The organism is Enterobacter cloacae complex sp. IR5412 (genome assembly GCF_049237385.1).
GTDB lineage: Bacteria > Pseudomonadota > Gammaproteobacteria > Enterobacterales > Enterobacteriaceae > Enterobacter > Enterobacter intestinihominis.
In genome coordinates this window covers 353-17,974 of record NZ_JBMKHQ010000008.1, presented here as the reverse complement: position 1 = coordinate 17,974, position 17,622 = coordinate 353, and the positions used below count along the sequence as shown (strand labels likewise).

Genomic DNA, 17,622 nt, shown 5'->3' with positions numbered 1-17,622 from the left:
GGATGTTATGGAAAAAATCACATTGACCGTGCCCGCCAGCCGCGAAGTAAGCGGCAGGGCGCTGGCAGGGGTAGTCGGTTCCGGGGATATGGAGGTGCTTTTCACCGCCGAACCGGGCCAGACCTTAACCATTGATATCACCACCTCCGTCGACAACAGCCGTGGGCGCTGGGAGGCGTTGTTCAATCGCCTGCAAACCGTCAGCAGCCTGCCCGCAGGTAAGCTGACCATCCACGACTTCGGCGCGACGCCGGGCGTGGCACGCATTCGTATCGAACAGGTTTTTGAAGGGGTGAACCATGCGTGATGACAGCAGCTTTATCGAATTAAAAGCGCGCCAGCGTGCGCAGGCGCTGCTCGACGACGGCAGCTACCGCGAACTGCTGGATCCGTTTGAAGGCATTATCTCTCCGTGGCTTGGGCCACAGGGGATTGTTCCTCAGGCCGATGACGGCATGGTAGTCGCGAAAGGGACCATCAACGGCCAGCCTGCAGTGGTGGTGGCGATTGAAGGCACCTTCCAGGGCGGCAGCATGGGCGAAGTGTCCGGTGCCAAAATGGCGGCGGCGCTGGAGCTGGCTGCGGAAGATAACCGCAACGGCATTCCGACTCAGGCGGTACTGTGCCTCGAAACCGGCGGCGTACGTTTGCAGGAAGCCAACCTCGGCCTGGCGGCGATTGCCGATATCCACGCCGCGATCGTTGACCTGCGTCGCTATACCCCGGTTGTCGGGATTGTCGCCGGGACCGTGGGCTGCTTCGGCGGGATGTCTATCGCCGCGGCGCTGTGCAGCTACCTGATTGTGACCCGCGAAGCGCGTCTTGGCCTCAACGGCCCGCAGGTTATTGAGCAGGAAGCGGGCATTGAAGAGTATGACTCCCGCGACCGTCCGTTTATCTGGAGCATGACCGGCGGCGAAGTGCGCTATGAAAGCGGACTGGTGGACGCGCTGGTGGGCGACGGCGTGAACGCGGTGAAAGCCGCGATGAACGAGGCCATCGCCAAAGGCGTACCGGCGAAACATCGCACCGATAACTACGACGATTACCTGAACCGTCTGACGAATTTCGACACCCGCAAACAGGCCGATGCCGAACAGATTAAAGCGCTTTTTGCCCGGGAGGTGAAATGATGACTAACTCAATTAGCCGTGGCGAACTCTGGCTGGAAACTCTGGCCCCGAATGCGAATCGTCTGGAGGGGTTATGCCCGTCCGTGCAGGCGGCAGACGGCGAGCTGAACGGTGAAACGGTGCGCTTTGTCGCCGTGGTGCCGGACGCCAACAACCACTTCCCGCGCGCGGCGCAGGGTGAAGTCGGCCTGCTGGAAGGATGGACGCTGGCAAAAGTGGTCAGCGAAACCGTCGCCGCTGACGCCGATAAAGCTGTGAAGCGCCCGATTGTGGCGGTGATCGATGTCCCAAGCCAGGCCTATGGCCGTCGCGAAGAGGCGTTTGGTATCCACCAGGCACTGGCCGGCGCCGCTGCCGCCTATGCCAATGCGCGGCTGGCGGGGCATCCGGTGATTGGTCTTATCGTCGGTAAGGCCATGTCCGGCGCGTTTCTGGCGCACGGCTATCAGGCCAACCGCCTGATTGCCTTCAACGATAAAGGCGTGCTGATCCATGCCATGGGCAAAGAGTCTGCGGCGCGCATTACGCTGCGTACCGTGGAGGCGCTGGAAAAACTGGCGGCAACCATTCCGCCAATGGCGTACGACATCAGCAACTACGCCACGCTGGGGCTGCTCTCCGACCTGCTGGATATCAGCAACCCGGATGCCCCTTCCGAAAGCGATCTGACGCGGGTGAAAACTACCCTGCAACAGGCCATCAGCGACGCTCGTCAGGACACCACGTTGAAAAACCGTCTGGGTGCTGACAACCGCCGCAGCTCGGCGCTCGTACGTGAACGTATGCGAGCCAGCTGGTAAGTAAAAAGAGACCTGCCAGATGCATTACCCCGTGGGCGCGCCCGTTGCGTCCACGCGGGAACCTGCATCCTGAAAATAATAAACATCGCGCCAGTGCTTAAACTTTTTTACTACAGGTGATTTATGACTTACGTAATTGTTCATGCTCTTGCACCGATTTTCGTCATCATGCTGCTGGGATTCTGGGCCGGTAAAGCAAAGATGGTCGATAACAAAAATGTTTCCCTGCTGAATATCTTCGTTATGGATTTTGCACTCCCTGCCGCGCTGTTCAGCGCCACCGTGCAAACCCCGTGGACCGGCATTGTGGCGCAGTCGCCGCTGATCCTGGTGCTCACCCTGGCGATGTGGATCACCTATGCGGCCATCTACTTCCTCGCCACCAAAGTCTTTAAAAAATCTCCGCAGGATGCAGCCGTACTGACGCTGACCGTCGCTCTGCCAAACTATGCGGCGCTCGGCCTGCCGATTCTGGGCAGCGTGCTGGGTGAAAGTTCTTCTACTTCACTCTCCGTGGCGGTCTCCATCGCCTGTGGTTCGGTGCTGATGACCCCGTTCTGCCTGCTTATTCTGGAGCGTGAAAAAGCGCGCGCCGAGGGCAATAACTCCGGTTCAACGCTTTCCATGCTGCCGGTGCTGATGTGGCGCTCCATTAAAAAACCGATCGTGATGGGCCCGCTGCTGGGTGTGATCCTGTCCGCTATCGGCATCAAAATGCCGGAGCTGGTACTGGCGGCGATTAAACCACTGGGACTGTCCGCGACCGCTGCGGCGCTGTTCCTGACCGGGGTGATCCTCTCCGCGCGTAAGCTTCAGATCAACACCATGGTGATCACTTCCACTATCGCCAAGCTGCTGATCCAGCCAGCGATTGCCTGGGGTATCGTTTTAATCTTCGGTCTGCACGGCTCCGTGGCGATCACCGCCATCCTGATGATTGCGCTGTCTGCGGGCTTCTTTGGCGTGGTGTTCGGAAACCGCTTTGGCGTGCAGTCGCCGGATGCTGAAGCCGTGCTGCTGTTGAGCTCCATACTGTGTATCCTGTCGCTGCCGCTGTTTATCTCGCTGACTTCAGGAATGTAATTATGACCACAACATTACGCCCACACGACCTCATCTGGCTTACCGCGCGCGACGCTCTGGAAGGGATTACCGAATCCTGGGTAGACGCGGCCTGGCATACCGGGCTACCGGTAGTGGTGCGGCGTGATGTTGATAATGAAGGCCGTATTCCCGTTGGCGTGCGCGGATTGCGCCGCGACCAGCGGGCGGCCGGATGGGTGAAGCCTGAGAACGTGTTGCGCGTGGTGTCGCCCGAAGAGTTGAGCGTTGCCGCCGACCTGCTGCGTTCGCCGTTTGTCACTCAGCCGCCGGTTCAGGTGGCTCTTCAGCTTGCGCAGCAGTCGTGGCCGTGGACGTGGGGGATAACCGGCAGTACGGGTTATGCGCTGGCGACCGGCATTCCGGTGATCCACGCCGACAGCGATCTCGATCTGCTGATCCGCGCCCCGCGTACCGTTTCCCCTGAGGCGTTTACTGACTGGCAGGCTCAGCTCAGCCGTGCGTTGTGCCGGGTGGATACGCAGGTGGACACGCCCGAGGGCGGATTCGCGCTGGCAGAATGGTTACGCGACGGCAAAACGCTGCTAAAAACGCAATGTGGACCGCGCCTGGTAGCGGATCCATGGCACAGGGAGGAGTAATGAAAATACTGTTTACCTTTCCGGGGCAGGGCACACAGCACGAAGGTATGCTGCAAAACCTGCCGGGAACGGAGCTGGAGCAGGCCCGTGCTGTGCTGGGGGCGGAAGTCGATACCCTGGACAGCGCATCCTCGTTAACCCACACCCGTGCGGTTCAGCTTTCACTGCTGATTGCCGGCGTGGCCTGGGCGCGCGAGCTGGAACGTCGCGGCGTGTCGCCGGATATTGTCAGCGGTCTGTCCATTGGCGCTTATCCTGCGGCGGTTATCGCAGGCTCGCTGGACTTTACAGATGCGCTGAAGCTGGTGGCGCTGCGCGGTGATTTGATGGAGCAGGCGTATCCGCACGGCTACGGCCTGACGGCGATTATGGGGTTGACCCTGCCGCAGGTGGAAAACCTGATTCAGGGGACTGGAACCTATATCGCTAACCTGAACGCCGAAACGCAGATCGTGATTGCCGGAACCGATGACGGTATGGCGCAGGTGGCGGAGCGCGCGCTGGCGAAGGGTGCAAGCAAGGCCAAACGGCTGGCGGTGAGCGTGCCATCGCACTGCGCGCTGCTGGCGGAACCGGCGAAGAAGCTGGCAGCGGCGTTTGAATCGGTCACGCTTTCCCGTCCCCGCTGCGCGTACCTGAGCGGCAGTACCGGACGCGTGCTCTGGCAGCCGGAGAAAATTGCCGACGATCTGGCAATGAACATGGCGCGAACCGTGCGCTGGCAGGAGGCGGTGATTTCCGCTAACGAGCGTGAAGCGCGGCTGGCGATTGAGATGCCGCCGGGAGGCATATTAACCTGCCTGACGCGGCAGGCGGCGTGGGAAGGCGAATCCATTTCGCTGGAGCGCAGCGGGGTGGACGTGGCGGTGCATCTGGCGGGGCGGCTTCGTGCGTGAGTTTTATTGCCCGGTGGCGGCTGCGCCTTACCGGGCCTACGGGTTCGGTTGTATTATTTTGTAGGCCGGGTAAGACGCAACGCGTCGCCACCCGGCAAGGCCTCAGGCTCCGTCCTGCAAACTTCTGGCGTACATCCGCCCTTCCGCGGCCAATGCCCGCAGGCTCGGATCCTGCTCGCGGTTGCGGGCAAAGACGATCGCAATCAGCTGCTGCATCTGGTACGGCTGTGCCAGCTTCAGTAGCTGCACCGAATTTTCGTACACTTTCTTCATCCTGCCCGGCATCAGCGTAAACCCGACCCCCGCCTGCACCAGGCTCAGCATCGAGAAAATATCGTTTACCCGCGTCACAATCTCCGGCTCGAAACCGGCAATATGAAACGCTTCCTGAAACCCGGCGTAAGTGGCGAACCCTTCCGCGAGGGCGACAAACTTCTGATCTTTATAGTCACGCAGATCGGCGGGACCGCTGGTATTCAGCGTGGCAGAGGCCGGTGCGGCAAGGAAAATATCGTCATGGAACAGGGGCAGCACTTCGAGGCTGTTACGGTCGATATCGCTCTCGGAGATAGAGATTAAAATCGCATCCAGCGAACCCTCATCCAGCATATGGAGCAGGGTTTCGTTCGAGCCCATCGTCAGATCCATCTCCAGATCCGGACGGCGCAGCTTCATGCCCATTATCAGGCGCGGCACGGTTTCCAGCGTCAGCGAGTAAAGCGTACCGACGCGCAACCGTCCCTGGCCGATACCGGCAATCTTGCGCGACTCTTCCAGTCCGCGCTCCATCACCTGCATCACCTCCTGACAATACTCCAGCAGCGTCCACGCGGAGGGGAGGGCAATCAGGTTACGCCCTTTGTGAGCAAAGAGCGGGCAGCGGACGTTCTCTTCGAGGGTATGCAGCGCGCGGTGCACGCTGACACCGCTCAGGCCGAGCGTTTCGGCGGTACGTGCGATATTGCCCTTGTCCATGAACGTCATGAAGATGCTGAGCTTACGGAATGTAATCTCGCTCGTGGTATCGAAGCCCATAACCCTCCCGGCGTGTTAGTCGGCTTGCAGCATCGCTTCCAGCTGTTCCTGCGCGTCCAGCCATGCCATTTCGCACTCTTCGAGACTGGATTTGGTTTTCGCCTGCGTTTGCAGACAGTCCGTCAGCTCCGCTTTGCGGCTCTGATCGTACAGTTCGCTGTCGCCCAGCTTCTCTTCGACGGCGGCAAGCGTGGCGTTAAGCTTTTCCATCTCTTTTTCGAGACGGGTAATCTCTTTACGCAGCGGCTGAGTCTGGGTGCGCAGTTCCGCTTCACGGCGCTTCTGGTCTTTACGCGCCTGGGCGCTGTTGGCGTTGTCTTTCGCTGACTCTTCCGGCTGGTTTTCCTGCTTCTGCACGTCCGTCAGCCACTGCTGGTAATCTTCCAGGTCGCCGTCGAACGGTTCCACTTTGCCGCCGTGAACCAGATAGAGATCGTCGGTGGTGGAGCGGATCAGGTGGCGATCGTGCGAAACGACAACCAGCGCCCCTTCGAACTCGATCAGCGCTTCGGTCAGCGCCTGACGCATGTCGAGATCGAGGTGGTTGGTCGGTTCATCGAGCAGCAGCAGGTTTGGACGCTGCCAGACGATCAGCGCCAGCACCAGACGCGCTTTTTCGCCGCCGGAGAAACGCGCTGTATTTTCAGTCACCTTATCGCCCTGGAAGCCAAAGCCGCCGAGGTAGTCGCGCAGCTTCTGCTCCATCTCCTGCGGCGCCAGGCGCGCCAGGTGCTGGATCGGCGATTCATCGGCGCGTAAAAATTCCAGCTGATGCTGAGCGAAGTAGCCAAGCTTGATGCCCTTCGCCAGCCCGATTTCGCCGCTGACCGGGTTAAGCTCGCCCGCCAGCAGCTTGATCAGCGTCGATTTACCGGCGCCGTTACGCCCCAGCAGACCGATGCGTGAACCCGGCACCAGGTTGAGCTTGATAGAGTCGAGAATAATGCGATCGCCATAGCCCGCGCTCACTTTTTCCATCTTCAGCAGCGGGTTCGGCAGGCTCTCCGGCTCGCGGAAGCTGAAGTGGAACGGGTTATCCACGTGCGCGGGGGCGATCATCTCCATGCGTTCCAGCATTTTGACGCGGCTCTGCGCCTGCTTGGCTTTTGACGCCTTGGCCTTGAAGCGATCCACAAAGCTTTGCAGGTGCGCCACGCGCTGCTGCTGGCTTTCATACATCGCCTGCTGCTGGGCGAGGCGCGTCGCGCGCTGGCGCTCGAAAGAGCTGTAGTTGCCGGTGTACTCGAACAGGCTTTGCTGTTCGATATGAATGATTTTATCCACCACCGGGTCGAGGAAGTCGCGGTCGTGGGAGATCAGAATCAGAGTGCCCTGATAGCTCTTGAGCCACTTCTCCAGCCAAATAACCGCATCGAGATCGAGGTGGTTGGTCGGTTCATCGAGCAGCAGGAGGTCAGAGCGGCAGATCAGCGCCTGCGCCAGGTTAAGGCGCATACGCCAGCCACCCGAGAAATCGCTCACCGGGCGTTCAAGCTGTTCGTTGCTGAAGCCCAGGCCGTGCAGCAGGCTGGAGGCGCGGGAGCGAATGGTCCAGGCGTCGATGGCGTCCAGCTTGCCGTGGACGGTGGCGATGGCGTGGCCGTCGTTGCGCTCGTTGGCGGCGTTGAGCTCCGCTTCGAGCTTGCGGTATTCACGGTCGCCGTCGATAACATAGTCGAGCGCCGGTTCGCTCAGCGCGGGGGTCTCCTGGTTTACCCAGGCGAGCTGCCAGTTGCCCGGGAAGGTAAAGTTCCCGCCATCCGCGCTTATCTCGTTTTTCAGCAGTGCCAGCAGGGTGGATTTACCGCAGCCGTTTTTGCCGACCAGCCCCACTTTCTGGCCCGGGTTGATGGTAGCAGTCGCGTTATCCAGCAGGACGCGCACGCCGCGACGAATTTGTAACGAGGAGAAAACAATCATAGAAGCGCCGTATGTTCCGACTATGTTAATTTGTCATTATGATAATGTAAGGTGTGGGCCAATTTCCCCACCGGGCCGCCATGGTAGCCCAAAACGACAACAATACACAAAAACAGAACCGGGAGGGGAGTGATGTCTCAGACAGCGAAAGTGCTGCTGCTGTATGCCCATCCGGAATCACAGGACTCGGTGGCAAACCGGGTGCTGCTTAAGCCGGCCACACAGCTCAGTAACGTAACGGTGCACGATCTCTACGCGCACTACCCCGATTTCTTTATTGATATTCCTTACGAGCAGGAACTGCTGCGTCAGCACGACGTGATTGTGTTCCAGCATCCGCTTTATACCTATAGCTGTCCGGCGCTGCTGAAAGAGTGGCTGGACCGCGTGCTGAGCCGGGGCTTTTCCAGCGGGGTGGGGGGCAACCAGCTGGCGGGAAAGTACTGGCGGAGTGTCATCACCACCGGTGAGCCGGAAAGCGCTTACCGTCACGACGGGCTGAACCGTTACCCCATGAGCGACATTCTGCGGCCGTTTGAGCTGACGGCGGCGATGTGCCGTATGCACTGGATGAGCCCGATTATTATCTACTGGGCACGGCGGCAGGATCCGAAAGCGCTGGCGAGCCATGCCAGGGCCTATGGCGAATGGCTGGCGTCACCGATTCCGGCGGGAGGACGCTAATGGACGGTTCGAATTTACTCCTCGCCGGGGTGCTGTTTTTGTTTGCCGCCGTCGTCGCGGTCCCCCTTGCCGCGCGTCTCGGCATTGGCGCGGTGCTGGGCTATTTGCTGGCGGGGATAGCCATTGGTCCCTGGGGGCTTGGGTTTATCAGCGATGTGGATGAAATTCTCCACTTCTCCGAGCTGGGCGTGGTGTTCCTGATGTTTATCATCGGGCTTGAGCTTAATCCGTCCAAGCTGTGGCAACTGCGGCAATCTATTTTTGGCGTCGGGGCGGCGCAGGTGTTGCTCAGCGCCGCCATTCTGGCGGGCCTGCTGATGCTGACGCAGTTTTCCTGGCAGGCCGCGGTGATTGGCGGGATCGGTCTTGCAATGTCGTCGACGGCGATGGCGCTTCAGCTGATGCGCGACAAAGGGATGAACCGCAACGAGGCGGGGCAACTGGGCTTTTCGGTGCTGCTGTTCCAGGATTTAGCGGTGATCCCGGCGCTGGCGCTGGTGCCGCTGCTGGCAGGCTCCGGAGACGATCATTTCGACTGGATGAAGATCTCCATGAAGGTGCTGGCCTTCGCGGGGATGCTGATCGGCGGACGGTTTTTACTGCGTCCAGTGTTCCGGTTTATTGCCGCATCCGGCGTACGCGAGGTCTTCACCGCCGCAACGCTGCTGCTGGTGCTTGGTTCAGCGCTGTTTATGGATGCGCTGGGGCTGTCGATGGCGCTCGGGACGTTTATCGCCGGGGTGCTGCTTGCGGAAAGCGAGTACCGCCACGAGCTGGAAACCGCCATCGATCCGTTTAAGGGGCTGCTGTTAGGGCTGTTCTTTATCTCGGTGGGTATGGCGCTTAATCTTGGCGTGCTCTATACCCATCTGCTGTGGGTTATTGCGAGTGTCGCCGTGCTGGTGGCGGTCAAAACGCTGGTGCTGTATCTCCTCGCGCGGATTTACGGGCTGCGCAGCTCGGAAAGGATGCAGTTTTCCAGCGTGTTAAGTCAGGGCGGAGAGTTTGCGTTTGTGCTGTTTTCCACTGCGTCGTCTCAGAAGCTGTTCAAAGATGACCAGATGGCGCTGCTACTGGTGACGGTCACGCTGTCGATGATGACCACGCCGCTGCTGATGAAGCTGGTGGACAAACTGCTGTCGCGCCGCCTGAATCCCGCAGACGATGAAGACGAAGCGCCGTGGGTGGAAGATGATAAACCGCAGGTGATCGTCGTGGGCTTTGGCCGCTTCGGACAGGTGATTGGTCGCCTGTTGATGGCAAATAAAATGCGCATTACGGTGCTGGAGCGCGATATCAGCGCCGTCAACCTGATGCGCAAATATGGTTATAAGGTGTACTACGGGGATGCGACGCAGCTTGAGCTGTTGCGCTCGGCGGGGGCAGAGGCTGCGGAGTCCATCGTCATTACCTGTAACGATCCGGAAGACACAATGAAGCTGGTGGAGCTGTGCCAGCAGCATTTCCCGCATCTGCATATTCTGGCGCGTGCGCGCGGACGTGTTGAGGCTCACGAACTTTTGCAGGCGGGTGTGAAACACTTCTCCCGCGAAACCTTCTCCAGCGCGCTGGAGCTGGGGCGCAAGGCGCTGGTTTCGCTGGGTATGCATCCTCACCAGGCGCAACGCGCCCAGATGCATTTCCGCCGGCTGGATATGCGAATGCTGCGTGAACTGATGCCTGTGCACAGCGACACGGCGCAGATCTCCCGCGTGCGGGAAGCGCGTCGCGAACTGGAGGAGATCTTCCAGCGTGAGATGCAACAGGAACGACGCCAGCTCGACGGCTGGGATGAATTTGAATAAAGGGTAACGAAAGATGGCTTTACGTAAACGCTTTATCGCGGGCGCAAAATGCCCGTCCTGCCAGGCGCAAGATACGCTGGCCATGTGGCGGGAGAATAATATCGATATTGTTGAATGTGTTAAGTGCGGTCACCAGATGCGTGAGGTCGACAAAGAAGCCCGCGATCACGTTCGCAAAGAAGAGCAAGTGATCGGCATTTTTCATCCAGACTAGCGATATGCTCTGAGTTTTTTTAAGCTTAAGGGTACACGGGTGCAGAATTCCGCTACAATCTGCGCCAGCAATTTTCCCACGCTCAGGAGATATCATGAAAGTAGCAAAAGACCTGGTGGTCAGCCTGGCCTATCAGGTACGTACAGAAGACGGTGTGTTGGTTGATGAGTCTCCGGTGAGTGCGCCGCTGGACTACCTGCATGGTCACGGTTCCCTGATTTCCGGCCTGGAAACGGCGCTGGAAGGTCATGAAGTTGGCGACAAATTCGACGTTGCTGTCGGCGCGAACGACGCTTACGGTCAGTATGATGACAACCTGGTTCAGCGCGTTCCTAAAGACGTGTTCATGGGCGTTGACGAGTTGCAGGTTGGCATGCGCTTCCTGGCTGAAACTGACCAGGGTCCGGTTCCGGTTGAAATCACAGAAGTTGAAGACGACCACGTTGTGGTTGACGGCAACCACATGCTGGCTGGTCAGAACCTGAAGTTCAACGTAGAAGTTGTTGCTATCCGTGAAGCGACCGAAGAAGAGCTGGCTCATGGCCACGTTCATGGTGCGCACGGTCACGACCATGACCACGATCACGGCCACGACGGCTGCTGCGGTGGTCACGGCCACGATCATGGTCATGACCACGGCCACGGTAAAGGTGGTTGCGGTAACGGCGGCTGCGGCTGCCACTGATTCCGTACTGCGGAAAATAAAAAAGCGGGATAATCCCGCTTTTTTTACGCCTCAATAATGAGGTGGTGGCGTCTCTTCAGCCTGAGAGGCGATGTGCGACGACTGCGTTGCCTTCACTTTTTCAGTGAGAAGTCGCATCAAATCGCGCATTTTTGCCATTTCAAGCTCATGAGCCGTCACGGTCTGGTTCAGTTCTTCGATGGTGATGTCCTGAAAAGCCAGGCGGCTTTCCAGCTCAGCCAGTCTCGCTTCGATCGTTGTATCCTTCATCATTCACCTCGTTTATCTCTCATGCGCCATAATGGACCAGCGGCGGCGAAGTTTATCTGACTTTTTCCTTAAGTACAGTATCCATCTCCCTGACAAGAAACTTATTTAAACAAAAATAGTCTGAAAAGAAGCGACATTCGGGGGAGTCTGTCTGTAGATTTCTTCCACAACGTTTTATAGTACGTCACTCATTTACATTTAACACTGGGGTGAGAGACCTCAGGTCCTGGAGATATGGATGAAATCACTGTTTAAAGTTACGCTGCTGGCGACCACTATGGCTGTAGCGCTCAATGCGCCGCTGTCTTTCGCTGCTGATACTGCTGCGAAGCCTGCTGCGACTACAGACAGCAAAGCGGCATTCAAGAATGACGACCAGAAATCCGCCTACGCACTCGGCGCGTCTCTGGGCCGTTACATGGAAAACTCTCTGAAAGAACAAGAGAAACTGGGCATCAAACTGGACAAAAATCAGCTGATCGCAGGGGTTCAGGATGCGTTCGCAGACAAGAGCAAACTGTCTGACCAGGAAATCGAGCAGACTCTGCAAGCGTTTGAAGCGCGCGTGAAAGGCGCCGCTCAGACCAAGATGGAAGCAGACGCTAAAGATAACGAAGCGAAAGGCAAAGCCTACCGCGATAAGTTCGCTAAAGAGAAAGGCGTTAAAACGTCTTCTACTGGCCTGATCTATAAAGTTGAGAAAGAAGGTACCGGCGACGCGCCTAAAGACAGCGACACCGTTGTAGTTAACTACAAAGGTACGCTGATCGACGGTAAAGAGTTCGATAACTCTTATACTCGCGGTGAGCCTCTCTCCTTCCGTCTCGACGGTGTGATCCCGGGCTGGACCGAAGGCCTGAAGAACATCAAGAAAGGCGGTAAAATCAAGCTGGTCATCCCACCGGATCTGGCTTACGGCAAAACCGGCGTTCCGGGTATCCCGGCTAACTCTACGCTGGTATTTGATGTAGAACTGCTGGACATCAAACCGGCGCCGAAAGCGGATGCGAAAACAGACGCACCGGCTGACGACAAAGCCGCAGCAGCTAAGAAGTAATGCTGAAAAAAACCGCCGCCTTTACAGGCGGCGGTTTTTTTATTGTGGGGCAGATATAATTAACACTGGAAAGCGTTATACACGCTGTATTAATTTAGTTGTCCGTGTAGATAATGAGCCTGCCCTGAAAACCTAACGACAGGCTCCTGAAAAGGAGTGTTTTTTTCATGTCCAGGTCGCTTTTAACCAACGAAACCAGTGAACTTGATTTGCTGGATCAACGTCCATTTGACCAGACCGACTTCGATATTCTGAAATCCTACGAAGCGGTAGTGGACGGGTTAGCGATGCTCATTGGTTCCCACTGCGAAATCGTATTGCATTCCCTGCAAGATCTTAAGTGTTCCGCTATCCGCATTGCGAATGGTGAGCACACTGGCCGTAAAATTGGTTCGCCAATCACCGACCTTGCATTGCGTATGTTGCATGACATGACCGGCGCGGACAGCAGCGTCTCAAAATGCTATTTCACCCGCGCCAAAAGCGGCGTGCTGATGAAATCAGAAACTATCGCGATTCGAAACCGCGAACACCGGGTAATCGGTTTGCTGTGCATCAACATGAACCTTGATGTGCCATTCTCGCAAATCATGAGCACCTTCATCCCGCCAGAAACGCCGGACGTGGGCTCATCGGTGAACTTTGCCTCTTCTGTTGAGGATCTCGTGACACAGACGCTGGAGTTCACCATTGAAGAGGTGAATGCCGATCGCAACGTATCCAACAACGCCAAGAATCGTCAGATCGTCCTGAACCTCTATGAGAAAGGGATTTTTGATATCAAAGATGCCATCAACCAGGTGGCCGATCGCCTGAATATCTCCAAACACACGGTTTACCTCTATATTCGCCAGTTCAAAAGCGGCGACTTCCTGGGGCAAGACAAGTAATGCGTTTTGCGTTAATGGTGACGGGCCCGGCGTACGGTACCCAGCAGGCCAGCAGCGCGCTACAGTTTGCCCATGCGCTGCTTGATGCCGGTCATGAACTGGCAAGCGTCTTCTTCTATCGTGAAGGGGTCTATAACGCGAACCAGTTTACGTCCCCGGCGAGCGATGAGTTTGACCTTGTGCGCGCCTGGCAAAAATTAAACGAAACGCAGGGCGTCGACCTGCATATCTGCGTCGCGGCGGCACTGCGTCGCGGCGTGACGGATGCGACTGAAGCCGAACGCCTTGGTCTGGCAGGGGCTAACCTGCAACCGGGCTTTTCGCTCAGCGGATTAGGCGCATTAGCACAGGCGGCGTTGACCTGCGACAGAGTGGTGCAATTTTGATGAAGCGCGTAGCGTTTGTTTTTACTTCTGCCCCGCATGGCAGCGCTTCAGGCCGGGAAGGGCTGGATGCATTGCTCGCGACCTCGGCTCTAACCGAAGATATTGGCGTCTTCTTTTTAGGCGATGGCGTATTCCAGCTTCTGGCAGGCCAACAACCGCAGGCTATTCTTGCGCGCGACTACATTGCGACCTTTAAAGTTCTGCCGCTCTATGACATTGAAACCTTCTATGTGTGCGCCGACTCGCTGGCCGCTCGTGGGTTAAATGAGAAAATACCGTTCGTGCTGGACGTGACGATCCTGACATCTTCTGCGCTGCGCGAACAACTTTCTCACTACGATACCGTTCTGACTTTCTGAGGCTGTCATGCTCCATACCCTGAGCCGTTCACCGTGGCAATGCGATATCGACACGTTACTGAGCATGCTGCGCGAAGGCGATGATCTGCTGCTGATTCAGGATGGCGTGCTCGCGGCGCTTGATGGCAGCCGTTTTGTTGAAATCCTCGCTAATGCCCCCATAACAGTCTCTGCGCTTAAAGAGGATCTGGATGCGCGGGGTCTTTCTGGTCAAATTTCAGCCAAAATTGACGTGGTTGGCTATACTGATTTCGTCAATCTTACTGTGACGCACGCCAGTCAAATGAACTGGTGATTTGAGATCGCTGTATATTTCTTGACACCTTTTCGACGTAGCCCTAAAATTTCGCGTCCTCATATTGTATGAGGTCGTTTTATTACGTGTTTACGAAGCAAAAGCTAAAACCAGGAGCTATTTAATGGCAACAGTTAACCAGCTGGTACGCAAACCACGTGCACGCAAAGTTGCAAAAAGCAACGTGCCTGCGCTGGAAGCCTGCCCGCAGAAACGTGGCGTATGTACTCGTGTATATACCACCACTCCTAAAAAACCAAACTCCGCACTGCGTAAAGTATGCCGTGTGCGTTTGACTAACGGTTTCGAAGTGACTTCCTACATCGGTGGTGAAGGTCACAACCTTCAGGAGCACTCCGTGATCCTGATCCGTGGCGGTCGTGTTAAAGACCTTCCGGGTGTTCGTTACCACACCGTTCGTGGTGCGCTGGACTGCTCAGGTGTTAAAGACCGTAAGCAGGCTCGCTCCAAGTACGGCGTGAAGCGTCCTAAGGCTTAATGGTTCTCCGTTAAGTAAGGCCAAACTGATTTATCTTAATGTCAAACTAAACTCGTAGAGTTTTGGACAATCCTGAATTAACAACGGAGTAATCCCATGCCACGTCGTCGCGTCATTGGTCAGCGTAAAATTCTTCCAGATCCGAAATTCGGATCAGAACTGCTGGCAAAATTTGTAAATATCCTGATGGTAGATGGTAAAAAATCTACTGCAGAAGCAATCGTATACAGCGCGCTGGAGACCCTGGCTCAGCGTTCTGGTAAAAATGAACTGGAAGCTTTCGAAGTCGCTCTCGACAACGTGCGCCCGACTGTAGAAGTTAAGTCTCGCCGCGTTGGTGGTTCTACTTATCAGGTTCCAGTTGAAGTTCGTCCGGTTCGTCGTAATGCTCTGGCAATGCGTTGGATCGTTGAAGCTGCTCGTAAACGCGGTGATAAATCCATGGCTCTGCGTCTGGCGAACGAACTTTCTGATGCTGCAGAAAACAAAGGTACTGCAGTTAAGAAACGTGAAGACGTTCACCGTATGGCAGAAGCCAACAAGGCGTTCGCACACTACCGTTGGTAATCCCTTCGGAGTCGTAGTCACCAGGCGGGCGCTTCAGAGAAGCCGCCCGCTCTGGGTAACTTAACTGAACGCCTAAAGATATAAACGAGGAATCAAATGGCTCGTACAACACCCATCGCACGCTACCGTAACATCGGTATCAGTGCGCACATCGACGCCGGTAAAACCACTACTACCGAACGTATTCTGTTCTACACCGGTGTAAACCATAAAATCGGTGAAGTTCATGACGGCGCAGCCACCATGGACTGGATGGAACAGGAGCAGGAGCGTGGTATTACTATCACCTCCGCAGCGACTACTGCTTTCTGGTCAGGTATGGCTAAGCAGTACGAACCGCATCGCGTAAACATCATCGACACCCCAGGGCACGTTGACTTCACCATCGAAGTAGAACGTTCCATGCGTGTTCTTGACGGCGCGGTAATGGTTTATTGCGCAGTTGGTGGTGTTCAGCCACAGTCTGAAACCGTATGGCGTCAGGCTAACAAATATAAAGTTCCACGCATCGCGTTCGTTAACAAAATGGACCGTATGGGTGCTAACTTCCTGAAAGTTGTTGGCCAGATCAAAACCCGTCTGGGCGCGAACCCTGTTCCGCTTCAGCTGGCAATTGGTGCTGAAGAAGGCTTCACCGGTGTTATCGACCTGGTGAAAATGAAAGCCATCAACTGGAACGAAGCAGATGCGGGCGTTACCTTCGAATACGAAGATATCCCGGCAGAGATGCAGGACCTGGCTGACGAATGGCACCAGAACCTGATCGAATCCGCAGCAGAAGCTTCTGAAGAGCTGATGGAGAAATACCTGGGTGGTGAAGAACTGACTGAGCAAGAGATCAAATCTGCTCTGCGTCAGCGTGTTCTGAACAACGAAATCATCCTGGTAACCTGTGGTTCTGCGTTCAAGAACAAAGGTGTTCAGGCAATGCTGGATGCGGTAGTTGACTACCTGCCATCCCCGGTTGACGTTCCTGCGATCAACGGCATCCTGGACGACGGTAAAGATACTCCGGCTGAGCGTCACGCAAGTGATGACGAGCCGTTCTCTGCGCTGGCGTTCAAAATTGCTACCGACCCATTCGTGGGTAACCTGACCTTCTTCCGCGTTTACTCTGGTGTGGTTAACTCCGGTGACACCATCCTGAACTCCGTGAAATCGGCGCGTGAACGTTTTGGCCGTATCGTACAGATGCACGCTAACAAACGTGAAGAGATCAAAGAAGTTCGTGCGGGCGACATCGCTGCTGCTATCGGTCTGAAAGACGTGACTACTGGTGACACCCTGTGTGACCCGGATCACCCGATCATTCTGGAGCGTATGGAATTCCCTGAGCCGGTAATCTCCATCGCGGTTGAACCAAAAACCAAAGCTGACCAGGAAAAAATGGGTCTGGCTCTGGGCCGTCTGGCGAAAGAAGACCCATCATTCCGCGTATGGACTGATGAAGAATCTAACCAGACCATCATCGCTGGTATGGGTGAACTGCACCTGGACATCATCGTTGACCGTATGAAGCGTGAATTCAACGTTGAAGCGAACGTGGGTAAACCTCAGGTTGCTTACCGCGAAGCGATTCGCGCGAAAGTTACCGATGTTGAAGGTAAACACGCTAAGCAGTCTGGTGGTCGCGGTCAGTACGGTCACGTTGTGATCGACATGTACCCACTGGAGCCGGGCTCTAACCCTAAAGGTTACGAGTTCATCAACGACATCAAAGGTGGTGTAATTCCTGGCGAATACATCCCTGCCGTTGATAAAGGTATCCAGGAGCAGCTGAAAGCTGGTCCTCTGGCTGGTTACCCGGTTGTAGACATGGGTGTTCGTCTGCACTTCGGTTCTTACCACGACGTTGACTCCTCTGAACTGGCGTTTAAACTGGCTGCGTCTATTGCCTTTAAAGAAGGCTTTAAGAAAGCAAAACCAGTTCTGCTTGAGCCAATCATGAAGGTTGAAGTAGAAACTCCGGAAGAGAACACCGGTGACGTTATCGGTGACTTGAGCCGTCGTCGCGGTATGCTGCGTGGTCAGGAATCCGAAGTAACTGGCGTTAAGATCCACGCTGAAGTTCCGCTGTCTGAAATGTTCGGATATGCAACTCAGCTGCGTTCTCTGACCAAAGGTCGTGCATCATACACTATGGAATTCCTGAAGTATGATGATGCGCCGAACAACGTTGCTCAGGCCGTTATCGAAGCCCGTGGTAAGTAATCCACAGGATTAAAACCTAAGTCCCGTGCTCTCTCCGAAGGGGAGAGCACTATAGTAAGGAATATAGCCGTGTCTAAAGAAAAATTTGAACGTACAAAACCGCACGTCAACGTTGGTACTATCGGCCACGTTGACCATGGTAAAACTACCCTGACTGCTGCAATCACTACCGTACTGGCTAAAACCTACGGCGGTGCTGCTCGTGCTTTCGAC

General features: G+C 56.1%; 22 protein-coding genes. 19 read left to right on the top strand and 3 right to left on the bottom strand.

What is annotated here, in order from left to right:
• Nucleotides 1-7: 7 nt before the first annotated feature.
• From mdcC to mdcH, 6 genes are all read left to right on the top strand, one after another.
• Nucleotides 8-307 carry a malonate decarboxylase acyl carrier protein gene (gene mdcC / locus ACOTX2_RS15240; protein ID WP_000411786.1) on the top strand — a complete coding sequence of 100 codons (300 nt, stop codon included), beginning with the start codon at nt 8-10 and terminating at the stop codon, nt 305-307.
• Nucleotides 300-1,133, top strand: coding sequence for a biotin-independent malonate decarboxylase subunit beta (locus ACOTX2_RS15235; protein ID WP_003861672.1), 834 nt, complete (start codon nt 300-302; stop codon nt 1,131-1,133). The genes mdcC and ACOTX2_RS15235 overlap by 8 nt, the downstream gene beginning before the upstream one ends.
• A complete protein-coding gene (gene mdcE, locus ACOTX2_RS15230) occupies nt 1,133-1,933 on the top strand; it encodes a biotin-independent malonate decarboxylase subunit gamma (protein ID WP_063148443.1) in 801 nt (266 codons plus the stop codon). Before ACOTX2_RS15235 ends, mdcE begins: the two co-directional genes overlap by 1 nt.
• A gap of 123 nt (nt 1,934-2,056) precedes the next feature.
• Nucleotides 2,057-3,016, top strand: a complete 960-nt coding sequence (locus ACOTX2_RS15225) for an AEC family transporter (protein ID WP_023307100.1) — start codon at nt 2,057-2,059, stop codon at nt 3,014-3,016.
• 2 nt (nt 3,017-3,018) lie between these two features.
• On the top strand, nt 3,019-3,636 hold the full coding sequence (locus ACOTX2_RS15220) for a malonate decarboxylase holo-ACP synthase (RefSeq protein WP_048966615.1): 618 nt from the start codon (nt 3,019-3,021) through the stop codon (nt 3,634-3,636).
• Nucleotides 3,636-4,532 (top strand): malonate decarboxylase subunit epsilon, encoded by an 897-nt coding sequence (gene mdcH / locus ACOTX2_RS15215; protein WP_022649600.1) that lies wholly within the window; start codon nt 3,636-3,638, stop codon nt 4,530-4,532. The genes ACOTX2_RS15220 and mdcH overlap by 1 nt, the downstream gene beginning before the upstream one ends.
• Before the next feature lie 102 nt (nt 4,533-4,634).
• Here the strand turns inward: mdcH and ACOTX2_RS15210 are convergent, their stop codons facing one another.
• Both ACOTX2_RS15210 and ACOTX2_RS15205 read right to left on the bottom strand, forming a co-directional pair.
• Complete coding sequence (locus ACOTX2_RS15210; RefSeq protein ID WP_022649599.1) at nt 4,635-5,567, bottom strand: LysR substrate-binding domain-containing protein; 933 nt, start codon at nt 5,565-5,567, stop codon at nt 4,635-4,637.
• 15 nt (nt 5,568-5,582) lie between these two features.
• Nucleotides 5,583-7,487, bottom strand: a complete 1,905-nt coding sequence (locus ACOTX2_RS15205) for an ABC transporter ATP-binding protein (protein WP_023298762.1) — start codon at nt 7,485-7,487, stop codon at nt 5,583-5,585.
• Between the two features lie 132 nt (nt 7,488-7,619).
• On the opposite strand from ACOTX2_RS15205, the gene kefG reads away from it, so the two are divergent.
• From kefG to slyD, 4 genes are all read left to right on the top strand, one after another.
• Nucleotides 7,620-8,171: a glutathione-regulated potassium-efflux system ancillary protein KefG gene (gene kefG / locus ACOTX2_RS15200; RefSeq protein ID WP_003861686.1), complete on the top strand. Its 552-nt coding sequence runs from the start codon at nt 7,620-7,622 to the stop codon at nt 8,169-8,171.
• A complete protein-coding gene (kefB, locus tag ACOTX2_RS15195; protein WP_003861688.1) occupies nt 8,171-9,976 on the top strand; it encodes a glutathione-regulated potassium-efflux system protein KefB in 1,806 nt (601 codons plus the stop codon). Before kefG ends, kefB begins: the two co-directional genes overlap by 1 nt.
• A gap of 13 nt (nt 9,977-9,989) precedes the next feature.
• Nucleotides 9,990-10,190 carry a YheV family putative zinc ribbon protein gene (locus ACOTX2_RS15190; RefSeq protein WP_038416829.1) on the top strand — a complete coding sequence of 67 codons (201 nt, stop codon included), beginning with the start codon at nt 9,990-9,992 and terminating at the stop codon, nt 10,188-10,190.
• 94 nt (nt 10,191-10,284) lie between these two features.
• Nucleotides 10,285-10,875, top strand: a complete 591-nt coding sequence (gene slyD, locus ACOTX2_RS15185; protein WP_003861691.1) for a peptidylprolyl isomerase — start codon at nt 10,285-10,287, stop codon at nt 10,873-10,875.
• 51 nt (nt 10,876-10,926) lie between these two features.
• Here slyD and ACOTX2_RS15180 read toward each other — a convergent pair whose 3' ends face one another.
• A complete protein-coding gene (locus ACOTX2_RS15180) occupies nt 10,927-11,145 on the bottom strand; it encodes a protein SlyX (protein ID WP_023298761.1) in 219 nt (72 codons plus the stop codon).
• Nucleotides 11,146-11,383: 238 nt separating this feature from the next.
• Here ACOTX2_RS15180 and fkpA point away from each other — a divergent pair, with 238 nt between their 5' ends.
• From fkpA to ACOTX2_RS15135, 9 genes are all read left to right on the top strand, one after another.
• Complete coding sequence (gene fkpA, locus ACOTX2_RS15175) at nt 11,384-12,202, top strand: FKBP-type peptidyl-prolyl cis-trans isomerase (RefSeq protein WP_003861695.1); 819 nt, start codon at nt 11,384-11,386, stop codon at nt 12,200-12,202.
• 167 nt (nt 12,203-12,369) lie between these two features.
• Nucleotides 12,370-13,092 (top strand): helix-turn-helix transcriptional regulator, encoded by a 723-nt coding sequence (locus ACOTX2_RS15170; RefSeq protein ID WP_003861697.1) that lies wholly within the window; start codon nt 12,370-12,372, stop codon nt 13,090-13,092.
• Nucleotides 13,092-13,478 (top strand): sulfurtransferase complex subunit TusD, encoded by a 387-nt coding sequence (gene tusD, locus ACOTX2_RS15165; protein ID WP_003861699.1) that lies wholly within the window; start codon nt 13,092-13,094, stop codon nt 13,476-13,478. Before ACOTX2_RS15170 ends, tusD begins: the two co-directional genes overlap by 1 nt.
• Nucleotides 13,478-13,837, top strand: a complete 360-nt coding sequence (tusC, locus tag ACOTX2_RS15160; RefSeq protein ID WP_023298759.1) for a sulfurtransferase complex subunit TusC — start codon at nt 13,478-13,480, stop codon at nt 13,835-13,837. Before tusD ends, tusC begins: the two co-directional genes overlap by 1 nt.
• A 7-nt stretch (nt 13,838-13,844) precedes the next feature.
• Nucleotides 13,845-14,132 carry a sulfurtransferase complex subunit TusB gene (tusB, locus tag ACOTX2_RS15155; protein ID WP_022649592.1) on the top strand — a complete coding sequence of 96 codons (288 nt, stop codon included), beginning with the start codon at nt 13,845-13,847 and terminating at the stop codon, nt 14,130-14,132.
• 124 nt (nt 14,133-14,256) lie between these two features.
• Complete coding sequence (gene rpsL / locus ACOTX2_RS15150; RefSeq protein WP_000246815.1) at nt 14,257-14,631, top strand: 30S ribosomal protein S12; 375 nt, start codon at nt 14,257-14,259, stop codon at nt 14,629-14,631.
• 96 nt (nt 14,632-14,727) lie between these two features.
• The gene (gene rpsG, locus ACOTX2_RS15145) at nt 14,728-15,198 is read left to right on the top strand and encodes a 30S ribosomal protein S7 (protein ID WP_003861706.1); all 471 of its coding nucleotides are present in this window, start codon (nt 14,728-14,730) and stop codon (nt 15,196-15,198) included.
• A 96-nt stretch (nt 15,199-15,294) separates the two neighbouring features.
• On the top strand, nt 15,295-17,409 hold the full coding sequence (fusA, locus tag ACOTX2_RS15140) for an elongation factor G (RefSeq protein ID WP_022649591.1): 2,115 nt from the start codon (nt 15,295-15,297) through the stop codon (nt 17,407-17,409).
• A gap of 69 nt (nt 17,410-17,478) precedes the next feature.
• On the top strand, nt 17,479-17,622 hold a 144-nt coding region (locus tag ACOTX2_RS15135; protein WP_072112497.1), incomplete at its 3' end, for a GTP-binding protein.